This window comes from Pontibacter sp. GD7 (assembly GCF_058216375.1).
Genome location: NZ_JBYZMP010000003.1, coordinates 43891 through 56685, shown reverse-complemented (window position 1 = coordinate 56685; position 12795 = coordinate 43891). Strand labels below are relative to the sequence as shown.

General features: G+C 46.7%; 10 protein-coding genes. 9 read left to right on the top strand and 1 reads right to left on the bottom strand.

The window, feature by feature from the left end; translation table 11 throughout:
• Nucleotides 1-33 precede the first annotated feature (33 nt).
• The 7 genes from AC4BAP_RS05800 to AC4BAP_RS05770 all read left to right on the top strand — a co-directional run bounded on the left by AC4BAP_RS05800 (nucleotide 34) and on the right by AC4BAP_RS05770 (nucleotide 9036).
• A complete protein-coding gene (locus AC4BAP_RS05800) occupies nucleotides 34-816 on the top strand; it encodes a DUF1573 domain-containing protein (RefSeq protein ID WP_490581676.1) in 783 nt (260 codons plus the stop codon).
• 241 nt (nucleotides 817-1057) lie between these two features.
• A complete protein-coding gene (gene ald / locus AC4BAP_RS05795; RefSeq protein ID WP_490581675.1) occupies nucleotides 1058-2170 on the top strand; it encodes an alanine dehydrogenase in 1113 nt (370 codons plus the stop codon).
• A gap of 334 nt (nucleotides 2171-2504) precedes the next feature.
• Entirely contained in the window at nucleotides 2505-4379 is a 1875-nt protein-coding gene (locus tag AC4BAP_RS05790; RefSeq protein ID WP_490581674.1) for an LTA synthase family protein, read from the top strand.
• A gap of 660 nt (nucleotides 4380-5039) precedes the next feature.
• On the top strand, nucleotides 5040-6800 hold the full coding sequence (locus AC4BAP_RS05785) for a sodium:solute symporter family protein (RefSeq protein WP_490581673.1): 1761 nt from the start codon (nucleotides 5040-5042) through the stop codon (nucleotides 6798-6800).
• 230 nt (nucleotides 6801-7030) lie between these two features.
• Nucleotides 7031-8047 (top strand): UDP-N-acetylmuramate dehydrogenase, encoded by a 1017-nt coding sequence (gene murB / locus AC4BAP_RS05780; RefSeq protein WP_490581672.1) that lies wholly within the window; start codon nucleotides 7031-7033, stop codon nucleotides 8045-8047.
• An 87-nt stretch (nucleotides 8048-8134) separates the two neighbouring features.
• Nucleotides 8135-8572: a lipocalin family protein gene (locus AC4BAP_RS05775; protein ID WP_490581671.1), complete on the top strand. Its 438-nt coding sequence runs from the start codon at nucleotides 8135-8137 to the stop codon at nucleotides 8570-8572.
• Nucleotides 8573-8604: 32 nt separating this feature from the next.
• Complete coding sequence (locus AC4BAP_RS05770) at nucleotides 8605-9036, top strand: lipocalin family protein (RefSeq protein ID WP_490581670.1); 432 nt, start codon at nucleotides 8605-8607, stop codon at nucleotides 9034-9036.
• 57 nt (nucleotides 9037-9093) lie between these two features.
• Here AC4BAP_RS05770 and AC4BAP_RS05765 read toward each other — a convergent pair whose 3' ends face one another.
• A complete protein-coding gene (locus AC4BAP_RS05765) occupies nucleotides 9094-11490 on the bottom strand; it encodes an endonuclease MutS2 (protein WP_490581669.1) in 2397 nt (798 codons plus the stop codon).
• Between the two features lie 206 nt (nucleotides 11491-11696).
• Here AC4BAP_RS05765 and AC4BAP_RS05760 point away from each other — a divergent pair, with 206 nt between their 5' ends.
• Entirely contained in the window at nucleotides 11697-12155 is a 459-nt protein-coding gene (locus tag AC4BAP_RS05760) for a NanQ anomerase/TabA/YiaL family protein (protein ID WP_490581668.1), read from the top strand.
• 86 nt (nucleotides 12156-12241) lie between these two features.
• Nucleotides 12242-12760: a hypothetical protein gene (locus AC4BAP_RS05755; RefSeq protein ID WP_490581667.1), complete on the top strand. Its 519-nt coding sequence runs from the start codon at nucleotides 12242-12244 to the stop codon at nucleotides 12758-12760.
• Nucleotides 12761-12795: the final 35 nt, after the last annotated feature.

The following is a 12795-nucleotide window of genomic DNA, read 5'->3' as shown; positions in this document are numbered from 1 at the left end:
ATTTTTTACTAAAATTTTGCTTTATTTAAGCACATGAAAAGAAATCTTTACTTATTATTGCTGTTCTGCTTTATATTTGTAGTGGGCACAGCTAATGCACAAGGTGAGTTAAAGTTCGAGAAAGAGACTCACGACTTTGGCACCATTGCAGAAGGCACACAGGCTGCTTACGAGTTTAAAGTAAAGAATGTAGGCAACCAGCCTGTAATAATTTCAGCGGTTCAGCCATCTTGTGGTTGCACCACGCCAGACTGGACCAAAGAGCCGATCCTGCCGGGTAAGACTGGCACGATAAAGGCAATGTATAACAGCACAGGCCGGCCGGGCCCGTTTCATAAGTCGATCACGGTTACCTCGAATGCGGCAACCCCGATGCAGGTTTTGTACATAAAAGGTGATGTTGGACCAAAAGATTTGAAAACTAGCTACACCCCGGAACAAAAAGCAGCATCGCCGCGTTTGGCAGTTGGAAGCACCAATTACAACTTTGGAAAACTTGAAAAAGGCCAAAAAGCAGTTGCTAAATTCACTGTTAAAAACACTGGACGCCAACCGCTTGTTATACAAGGTATAAAGGCTGCTTGCAATTGTGTAAGCTACCAGGTTTCACAGCCATCAATTAAGCCCGGACAAACGGCAACTTTGGAACTCACTTACGTTCCGATGGTGTTAAAGGAGCAAAATGAGGAAGTGACCATTATTTCGAATGATATAGTAATGCCAGATCTCAAGCTAACGCTTAAGGCAAATGTAGTAGAGAGCCTGGCTTCAAAAAATATGTTAAGGGAGGGCAATCAGCCGGTACCTTTCAGATAGTTTTTTTCATAGTTTTATTTTGTACTAATGGCAGTGATTTTATCGCTGCCTTTTTTCATTTATGGGGCTTTGCGGCCACACTCCCACCTAAATCAAATTGCACTATTTTTCAGCAATTTTCCCTTAACAATCAATCACTTAACAAGCTATCCGGAATAAGCCTTTTATTTCCATTAACTTGTGGTATATTTGCGCAACTTTAACAAAAACCAACACATTTTTACTATAAATTAAGAACGACATGATTATTGGTGTTCCTAAGGAAATCAAGAATAATGAGAACCGTGTAGGTGTTACTCCTGCTGGTGTGGTAGAACTGGTTCGCCACGGCCATACTGTTTACGTGCAGGCTACTGCCGGTGAGGGTAGCGGATTCACAGATGAAATGTATACTGCGGCTGGTGCCACCATTCTTCCAAGCATTGAAGAAGTATACGGCATCGCTGAAATGATCATCAAGGTGAAAGAGCCGATTGAGTCTGAGTACAGCCTGATCAAGGAAGACCAGTTGTTGTTCACTTACTTCCACTTTGCATCTTACGAGCCGCTTACGCACGCTATGATCAAGCAGAAAGCAGTTTGCCTTGCTTACGAGACTGTGGAGCGTGCCGACAGAAGCCTTCCTTTGCTTATCCCTATGTCTGAGGTTGCCGGCCGTATGTCAATACAGGAAGGTGCCAAGTACCTGGAGAAGCCGCTTAAAGGCCGTGGTATCCTGTTAGGTGGTGTACCAGGTGTGCGCCCTGCTAAGGTTATGATCCTGGGTGGTGGTGTTGTGGGTACTAACGCTGCCAAGATGGCTGCCGGTATGGGTGCCGATGTTACCATCCTTGACACGAACCTGGCCAGACTTCGTTACCTTGACGATGTAATGCCAGCTAACGTGAACACGTTCATGTCGAATGAATACAATATCCGTGAGCTACTTTCTACGCACGACCTGATCGTGGGTGCAGTGCTTATCCCGGGTGCCAAGGCTCCTCACCTGATCACTAGAGACATGCTGAAGGAAATGCGTCCGGGCACGGTTGTGGTTGACGTTGCCGTTGACCAGGGTGGCTGTATTGAGACTTGTACGCCAACTACGCACGAGAACCCGACTTACATTATTGACGATGTGGTGCATTACTGCGTGGCTAACATGCCAGGTGCCGTACCTTATACTTCAACGCTTGCCCTTACAAACGCTACCCTGCCTTACGCTATACAGTTAGCGAACAAAGGCTGGAAGCAGGCTTGCGCAGATAGCAACGAGCTGAAACTGGGCTTGAACGTTGTTAAAGGAAAAGTTGTGTACAAAGGTGTTGCAGAGGCATTCAACCTGGATTACACGCCAGTAGAGAATGTACTGTAAGCTTAAGCTTTAAGTATAAAGAGCGCCTTTCTGACATTGGTCGGGAAGGCGCTTTTCTTTTATGCGGAATTTTGGTTGTATCTTTGTGGTTAGGTTGTGGGACACATTCATTTGTGCTGGCGCGGGTTTGTAACCCGTGTCTTAATTATGAGGTTGGATTTGTAATCCGACTGGGCCAGAGGCCCAAATTATAACCAGTCACGAGCGAGGACGCTCGCGCCTTAGCTATAATTATTAATATAATTCCCCTCCTCGGAGGAGTTAGGGGTTGGTTAAGCACAGTACACGAATTACCACACCATAAAAGCAGATAAAGCTGTTAACTTATACATTAATGTTCGATAGTACCTTAAAGTTGATGCTGCGACGGCTTGGTTTACTCCTGGCTATTTATATGCTGCTTCGGCTACTGTTTTATACTTTTAATTACAGCACCTTTGCCGAGGCCTCTGCAACGGAAACGTTATTGGCCTTCCTGTATGGCCTGCGCTTCGATTTTGCAGCTATCACCATTATCAATGCACCGTTTATACTTTTATCGCTTTTTCCGGTAGGAAATGTTCTTCACACAACCTATCAACGTGTTCTTAAAGTATGGTTTATACTTACCAATGCCCCTTTTATTGCCCTGGCGCTGGTAGATGTGGAGTTCTTTAAGTTTATCGGCAAACGCTCCAGCAACGAGGTGGCCACCATTACGGCAGATATTGCAGACCAATTGGGACAGCTGATGCAGAACTACTGGTTTATTGTGCTGGGCTTTATTCTGGTGGTATACTTGTTGGCAAAAGCGTACCCTGCTTTAAAGCAACCTTATACTTTCCAGAAGAATATCCTGTTACGTGCTATGCGGCTGTTATTTGTGGCTGCGCTTGCAGTGCTGGCCATACGTGGCGGTTGGCAGTTAAAGCCACTGCGTGTTAGCCATGCGTTTATACTTGAGCCTGCCTCGCTTGGGCATTTGTCGTTAAATAGTCCGTTTACATTCATAAAAGGCATCGGAAAGCCACAACTGGAGCAAAAAAACTATTACGCTGATCAGGAAAGCCTGAACAAGGCCATGGGCTTTGACCCTACTAAGTATAGCAATCAGCAAGGCGAACAAGTAAAGGAGAATGTGGTGATCATTATTCTGGAAAGTTTTGCCGCCGAGTATGTAGGTGCGCTAAACAAAGGTAAAGGCTATACTCCGTTCCTGGATTCGCTGGCAACACAGGGCGTGCTTTTTAACAATGCCTTTGCCAATGGCCGGAAGTCTATAGAGGCTTTGCCATCGGTTCTGGCCGGCATCCCATCGCTTATGCCAGAGCCATACATTACCTCTGCTTACCAGGCTAACAAAGTATACGGCTTAGGCACTGTGCTACAGGAAGCAGGTTACCAAACCGCATTTTACCATGGCGCAGCAAACGGCACCATGGGCTTTAACAATTTTGCTAAACAAGCTGGCGTGCAGGAATATTATGGCCTGGACGAATACCCATCAGAGAAGCGTGCAGAGGATTTTGACGGACTTTGGGGTATTTTTGATGAGCCCTACCTGCAATACGTGGCAAAACAGCTGAATACTTACGATAAGCCATTTTTCGCCACGCTGTTTACTTTAAGTTCACACCAGCCTTACACCATACCGGCAAAGTATAAAGGCCGCTTCCCGAAAGGCGAACTGGAGATACATGAGTCGATTGGCTATGCCGACCATGCCTTGCGCCAGTTCTTTAAAACTGCCTCGAAGCAACCCTGGTATAAAAATACCCTTTTTATACTTACCGCAGATCACACCCAGAAAAGTATAGACCCAGCTTATCAGAACGAGCTTGGATATCACCGGGTACCGTTACTGCTCTTCCACCCACAAAAGAGGTTCGAAAGTATAAACCCGGACCAGGTGGCCCAGCACACCGATATTTTCCCAACTGTAGTGGATTACCTGAACATCAATACCGATAAGGTTCTGCCTTTTGGCAGATCATTACTGGATAGTACCTCCACCAGTAATGCCATACTTTTCAATGGCAACTCTCATTACCTGGTGCAGTCTGAGGCAGTAACCGAACTTACCCTGGACGATCAGGTACGAGTTTATACTTTCCCTGATTTTACGCCGGCTACCTCCCCTGTTCCAGGTTCCGAGCAGAAACTAAAGGCTTTCATACAGTACTTCAGAAGCGGCATGGTAAACAACAGCCTATACTTTAGCAACCGGTAGCCTTCGTGTTACATTATTTCTATCAACTCGAGTTGCAATTGACCAAACCCTAACCCCTCCAAGGCAGGGCCGTTTCATTCTATTTTTTGCTGGCGCGAATCTCCAGATTCGTGACTAACAAGTAAGGTTGAGTCTCCGACTCAACTGGCTCGGAGAGCCAAAAATGCGGTATGAGTGCAAGATAATTTACAGCCGAAATAGAGAATTATTAGAATGAAACGGCCCTGGCCCCTCCAAGGAGGGGAATTTTCTTACACTATTTGAGAATACACTCTTGGGAAGGCCCAGGGGCAATGCCGTCAATATAAGCCAAAATCTCTTTCGGATTTCTTTGTCCGAAAGCAAAACTGCCAGGGGACATCCTTGTCCCCGTATTCTGGAATGCGGACAATGATGTCCGCAGTAGCTCAAGACCCGGACAAGGATGTCCGGATCAGCTTTGTTAAGTTTTGTATTATTTTTAAGTCGAAGGTATTGGGGCCAAGGGTGGGTTAACACTTGTTACCTCTTTCATGGATCACAACTTGAGATTAGTTGTTCAAGGAAACGTAATTCGTAATTCGTAATTTATATTTCCTTTTCTTAATTTACGCTTCTTATTGCAGGCTTAATGACTGAAACCTGCAAAGTCTGGCATCTTACACCCTTAAAACATACAACATGCACCTCGATTTGATCGATTGGATCGTAATGGCCGTTTTCGGTATCCTGATTTTAGGCATAGGTATAAGCTATACCGGGAAAGCAAGCGGCAGTTTGGCCAACTACTTTCTGGGTGGCCGCAACCTGACCTGGTGGGTAGCTGGTACCTCGATGGTAGCCACCACCTTTGCCGCCGACACGCCTTTGGCTGTTACTGAACTTGTAGCCCAGAGCGGCATTTCGGGTAACTGGCTGTGGTGGAACATGTTGTTGGGTGGTTTGCTGACAACTTTTTTCTTTGCCAAACTATGGCGCCGGGCCGGCATTATCACCGACCTGGAGTTTATCGAAATGCGATACTCCGGCAAACCGGCCTCTTTCCTGCGTGGTTTCCGGGCTATTTATTTGGGCATCTTCATGAACAGCTTGATCATTGGCTGGGTGAATGTGGCCCTGATGTCCATTATCGAGGTGTTTTTTGAAGTTCCTAAATCGGAGCAGCTTATTTATGTGGCAATTGCCATGCTGGTAGTGGTTACCTACTCCTCCTTGTCTGGTTTATTGGGTGTTGCCATAACCGACGTGGTGCAGTTTGTGATCGCCATGACAGGCTGTATCATACTTGCCATACTTGTAGTAAACTCCGAGCAGATTGGCGGCATTGCCGGCCTTAAAGCACAACTGCCTAGTTGGTCCCTGGATTACTTCCCTACTGTTGGAAGCGGGGGCGCAACGGCCACCGGAATCGCCAAATCCCTGACGCTTTCGCTGGGGGCTTTCCTGGCGTTTACAACAGTGCAGTGGTGGGCCAGCTGGTACCCGGGCAATGAGCCTGGCGGCGGCGGCTACATAGCACAGCGTATGATGAGTACGAAAAACGAGAAACACGCCCTTTACGCTACCTTGTTCTTCCAGATCGGTCATTACTGCATCCGTCCGTGGCCATGGATAATTGTGGCGCTTTGTGCTGTGGTGCTTTACCCTGACCTGTCTGCGGCTGATAAAAAACTGGGTTATGTAATGGCGATGAAAGACTTCCTTCCAGCCGGATTGAAAGGACTTTTGCTGGTTGCCTTCTTTGCCGCTTACATGAGTACCATCTCTACACAGCTTAACTGGGGAGCCAGCTACATCATCAACGACTTTTACGGCCGCTTTATAAACAAAGAGGCAAACCAAAAGCAGCTGGTTACAGCTTCGCGTGTCACTACGGTTATACTTATGATCATTTCGCTGGCGGTAACAACGCAAATCACTTCCATTTCTGCGGTGTGGGCCTTTATTATGGAGGCTGGCGCAGGCCTGGGCCTTGTGCTTATACTTCGCTGGTACTGGTGGCGCATTAATGCCTGGAGTGAGATCGTGGCTACCATTGCACCATTTGCGGCCTTCGGCATTTCTAAGTATGTGCTGGGCTGGGAGTTCCCTGACAGCTTCTTCCTGACGGTGGCCTTTACCACGGTGGCCTGGCTCGCAGCTACTTTCCTGACACGCCCAACACCGATGGCGAAACTGCAGGCGTTCTATGAAAAGATTCAGCCAGACGGAGCCTGGGCACCAGTTCGTAAATCGCTTGGCCTTCCTCAGCCTAGAACAAAGGTATTCCATTTACTGATCGGCTGGATTACGGCAGCCATCATGGTATACTCTACCCTGTTCCTGATCGGCGACCTGATCTTCCAGAATTATACCCGCTTTGCCATGTGGCTTGCCTTTGCGGTTGTTTCCGGTTTCATCATGGTTTATACTTCCAAGCGCATCAACTTCTTCCAGGACTGATTTTAAACCACAGATTAATGGGGATTTGATTGATTGGAGAGATTTTTTGATTCTGCTGAAAGTATGTAGACAGTGGGTAAAGTATAATTATATCCATCCATTCCGAATGGATTTTATGAAATTTGTTTCTGTCCAGAAATCATTTAAATCAATTAAATCCCCATTAATCTGTGGTCTGACTCTTAACTCTTAACTGCGATAACTATCTTTGTTAAAACTTTCGCTTGCTTATGAAGATCCGGTCCGATTACTCTCTTAAGGCTTACAATACCTTTGGCATTGATGCAAAGGCAAAACTTTTTGCGCAGTTCAGTACTGTGCAGGAGTTGCAGGAGTTGTTGCAGATGCCGGAGCTAAAGCAGGAAGAGAAACTGGTATTGGGCGGCGGCAGCAATGTGCTGTTCACGAAAGATTTTGATGGTGTGGTGCTGCGTAACGAGATCAAAGGGATAGAAGTATTGCGCCAGGATGAAGAGCATGTGTATACTAAAGTAGGCAGCGGCGAAGTATGGCACGACTTTGTACTTTATACTTTGGAGCATAACTGGGGCGGACTGGAAAACCTCTCCCTGATACCCGGCTCTGTGGGGGCTGCCCCTTTGCAGAACATCGGTGCCTATGGCGTGGAGCTGAAAGATGTGTTTTACGAGCTGGAGGCAGTGGAGCTTACCACCGGACAAGTGCATACTTTTGATAACGCCACATGCCAGTTTGGATACCGCGAAAGCGTGTTTAAGAACAGGTTAAAGGGCCAGTACATTGTTACATCGGTTACATTCAGGCTTAACAAGAAACATCGGGTTAATACCAGCTACGGCGCCATTCAATCTACCTTACAGGAGATGCAGGTGGAGCAGCCAACCATACAGGATGTAAGCGCGGCGGTCTGCCATATCCGCAGCACCAAATTGCCAAACCCCAAAGAAATAGGCAATGCTGGCAGCTTTTTTAAAAACCCGGAGATCCCCCTCGACCAATTTGAAAACCTGAAAGCGCAGTTCCCGGATATCCCTTCGTACCCGGTTTCAGAAACAACGGTAAAAGTACCAGCAGGCTGGCTGATAGAGCAGTGTGGGTGGAAAGGCAAAGTGATCGAAAACTATGGCGTGCATAAAAACCAGGCGCTTGTGCTAGTTAACTATGGCGGCGCAAAAGGCGACCAGGTAAGGCAACTGGCATTCGATATCATAGACTCCGTTGAGCAGAAGTTTGGTATCAGGCTACACCCTGAAGTAAATATCCTGTAAAATAGTACAGAGCATCATTTTTTAAGTATATAGCCTCAACTTTATTTCAATAGCTACGATATATAAGGATATTTATAAACTGTAGCTATGATCAAAAGAAACATATACACATTCCTAATTCCCTTACTTTTTCTATTTATTTTCTCCGGTTGTGGCAAGGATGGCGATCCGAGCCCTACAACCAAGACAGACCTGCTAGTTGCTAACGAGTGGAGAGGCGACCAGGTGCAGGTAAACGGCATTGATGTTTCTAACAGGCCTGAAGTTACCGGCCAGATCGGGCAGATAAAAACCGTGCGCCTTAAGTTTAACCGCGATGGCACCTACACAGCCGTGTTTACGACTGCCATGGGCCCACAAACACAAAACGGCAACTGGAGCTTTAACGAGGACGAGACCAAACTGACATTCGAACTTTATGGTGAGACCGACATTAAAACGCTGACAGAGAATAACCTGGACTTAACTGCTAAGATCCCCTTTCAGGGTGTTGTGTTTAATGCTGAGGTTATGTTTGTGAAGTAAACCTGATTTTACAAATTTTAAATACATAGCCTATGCATAAGTTCAAACTACTTCCGTTATTTCTCCTGCTCTTTACCATCGTGCTCTCTGGTTGCGGTAAAGACGACGAAGCTCCGGCTCCCACACAGACTGACTTCTTAACTGCCGGTACCTGGAACGGGCAAGGGATTTACTATGCAGGGCAAAACCTCACTACCGAATTTGCCGAGATCGGTTACGACATCAGAAAGTATAGTATGAAGTTTGACAAATCAGGTAATTTCACAAGCACCTATGATGGTAATAGCGAAACAGGCAAATGGGAGTTCAGTAATGGCGAAAAGACCATTATCATAGATAAAGGAACTCCAAACGAGTTTGACCTGACTGTTAAAAAACTTGATGCTGAGAGCTTGTACATAGAATATACCATAGAAGACGACGGCATTGAATATGTACTGGAAGAAAGATTTAAGCTAAACTAAAAATGAAAGAAGGCTCCTGATGCAGGAGCCTTCTTTCGTTTTATGGAGTTTATACTTTTATTTGAGAACAGCCAGGGTAGCGCCATTGCCTCCACGTTCCTCGGCTTCGTTGGCTACGCTGGCCACCTCTGGCAGCGAGTACAGGTAATCCCGGACTACCTGCCGCAGTACACCGTTGCCGCGGCCATGAATGATCTTGATCTCAGGAATTCCCAGCATCAGGGCCTCGTCCATGAAGTTCATTACTTTGTTCAGGGCATCTTCGGCATATTCCCCTCTAATATCCAGTGTTGAGCCAAAGTCGGCCATGCGCTGCGTAATGTTCATACCACGGGTATAGCCTTCTTCTGCTTTGGCAGCAGCTTTCTTTTGTTTGGCAACCTGACCTTCAATCTTCTCCAGGTTGTTAACCTTTACAATCGTCTTAAGGCCACCAAAAAGAACTTCGGCAGTTTTACCTTTTATACTTACCACCTGGCCTACAGAGTCCTGACCAACCAAAGACACGTTGTCGCCTTCTTTTATACTTGCGTTGGCCAGGCGCTTATGCGCCGGCCTTGGCTCTTCTTTGCGAACCTGCTCATTGGCAAAAGTCTCGAGTTCGCGACGGGCTTCTTTGGTCTGCTCCTTCTCGGCCTGGCTCTGCTTTATCTGCTGTATGGTAGCCTCAATTTTCTGATTGGCATCTTTTAGCAACAGCTTCGCTTTGCCTTTGGCCTCGCGCATAATGTCCTGCTTGCTCTCCTCCAGGAAGTTCTTTAGGTCGTTATACTCTTTCACGTTGCGCTTCAGCTTCTGCTCCAGTTTGGTGGCCTCCATCACCTTCTTCTCCAGCTCCTGCTTCTCAGTTTCGAGCTCCTCCAGCAATCTGTCGTAGCGGATCTTGTCTTTACCTACCAGGCTGCTGGCTTTGTCTACGATAGCTTTTGGTAGGCCAATTTTACGGGCAATCTCGATGGCAAACGACGAACCTGGCTTACCGATCTCAAGCTGGTACAGCGGCTGCAGGTTTTTATGGTCGTAGCGCATGGCACCGTTAATAATGCCCGGTGTTTTCTCGGCAAAGTTTTTCAGGTTGGTATAGTGCGTCGTGATCACGCCGTATACTTTGCTGTTGTTAAGCGTCTGCAACACCGCCTCGGCAATAGCACCACCCAGCACCGGCTCTGTACCGGTACCAAACTCATCTATCAGCACAAGGCTTTTATGGTCGGCCACGGTCACAAACTTCTTCATGTTGGTGAGGTGTGAGCTATACGTACTCAGGTCGTTCTCGATAGACTGCTCGTCGCCAATGTCAATAAAGATATCGTGGAAAATGCCAGCCTCCGAGCCATCCTCTACCGGGATCAGCATACCGCACTGCACCATGTATTGCAACAGGCCTACCGTTTTCAAGCTAACCGATTTACCACCGGCGTTTGGCCCCGAGATAAGCAAAATGCGCTGGTCGCGGTTCAGTTCAAGGTCCATAGGTACGGTTGGCTTGCCCAATTGCCTGTGCGCCAGAAACAATAACGGGTGCGTAGCCTGTTTCCAGTTAATGTGCGGATACTTTTGTAATGTTGGCCTTGTAGCCTCTACACGTCGTGCAAAGGCAGCCTTGGCCCGGATAAAGTCCAGCAGGCCCAGGTACTGGTAGGCTTTGCGCAGTTCCGGAATGTGGTGGCGCAGCGTATTGGTAAGGCCGATAAGTATGCGGATCAGCTCACGGTGGTAAGCGTTCTCCAGGTCTTTGATATCGTTGTTGAGTTCGAAGATAGATTCAGGCTCAATGTATACCGTCTGCCCTGTGGCCGACTCATCGTGGATCAAACCCTTGATGCGCCGCTTGTGCTCAGCGATTACGGGTATAACCAAACGGCCGCCTCGAATGGTTGGCTCTACGTCAGAGGGTGTCCAGCCTTCGTTTTTAGCGTGTTTAATGATGGACTGTATCTGCTTGCGAAGTATGGATTGTTGCGAGATAAGGTCGCGTTTCAGGCGCTGCAATTCTGGAGTGGCATCGTCGCGCACGGCACCAGCATCGTCTACTACTTTATCCAGGGCAGCTATCAGCGAACGCTCCACGGTTACGTTGGCACCCAGTGCTTTCAGGCCTTCATACTTCCCCTCTTCGGCACCTGAAATAAAGCGCAACGAGTCGCGGATGGTACGCAGCGACATCTTTATCTCGAAGAAATGCACCACGTCTAAATAAGCACCTTCCAGGGTAGCTCTGTCGAGGTAAGCGTTTACGTCGAAGTAGTGCTGCAGCGGAATTTCAGCGTCAGACTCCAGCAGTTGTTTAAATTCGTCGGTTTGTTGCAGTAGGCGGTCCACCAGGTCGTGGCGGTTAATAAATTGCATGCGGTTTACGAACTGGCGCCCCAGCGGACTCAGGCACAATTCGGACAGCATTTCACGAACCTGCGCAAACCCTATTTTTATTTCAAAATTATCTGGATAGATCAAGGTTAATCTTTTAATTTAAGGCAAATTTAGCATTTAATAACAAGTATAAGCAGGTGTTTTGTTCGTTTTGAATAGCGTATTTTACGAATCACGTAGCACGTATCAAGTAGCACGATTTTTTATACTTGACAATGGACTTGAAGACAAAAGAACTCAGCAGCACATTTAACTCTCTAACTTTCTAACTTTTTAACTCTCTAACTCCCATGGTTCTCGATAAACTCGCTAACGCACAGCGCTACATCACGTTGCACCCGCTCTTCGAAAAGGCCTTTGCCTACCTGCGCGATACAGACCTGGCTACTGAGCCTACCGGTGTGCATGAAATTGAGGGTAAAAAGCTTTTTGCTATTGTATCAGAGGGTGCCGGCGTAAGTGAGCAGGAGTATAAACTGGAGGTGCACCGCAAGTACATCGACATACAGTATGTGATCTCGGGCACGGACCGCATGGGCTGGAAAGACCTGGCACAATGCGACGCCCCCAATGACCCTTATAACGAAGACCGTGACGCAGCTTTCTTCCCCGATAAAACCAACAGCTGGTTTTACGTGCCCGCCGGCTCGTTTACGATCTTCTACCCCGACGATGCACACGCCGCCATGGTTACCGGTGAAAATGTGGTAAGAAAGGTGGTGCTGAAGATTGCGGTGGAGTGTAAATAAACCCACTCTGACGGTTAGGGTTATCTGTTGATTTTGACAGATAACCGTTTGTTTATTACGTTTAAATATTAGGGCGTATTTGAATCATGAAAAAAGACTTAGCAATTATACTTTCTATTATAGCTTTACTAATTGCCGGACTTCTTATTGGTTCTCCTTTAGAAGTATTAAACCCAATACCTCACAGAATCATCACCATTATTGCTAGCGTTTTAGTTCTGACCCTTTTTGTCTACTTGTATAGAGTGGCAATGAAGTTAAGGAGAAAGGCTACAAGAAGAATAGCAATAGTTGTAATAAGTATAGTTGCATTACCTTATTTTCTCATCGGATTATATACTTCTCTTTTTGTGATATCAAGCTACTACCCCATGTGGGAAGATGTTGCAGTATACACTAACGCTGAAGGAGAAACTGTAATAAGCCAGTTTAGAAGAACAAGCGGCTCTATCTATGACTATCGTAATCGAAAGGTTTTAAGGGACTTCGGTAATGGCTACAGAATTTCGCTTGACTGGGCAGAGAGTAAAATGTGTGGAAAGTGGTTAGAGCATAATATAGCAAAGGGAACTGAAAAAGCTGTAAATTTTAAAAAGGAAAAATAAAACAAGCCCTAACCCTGCACAGGCTTTAGGTTCGG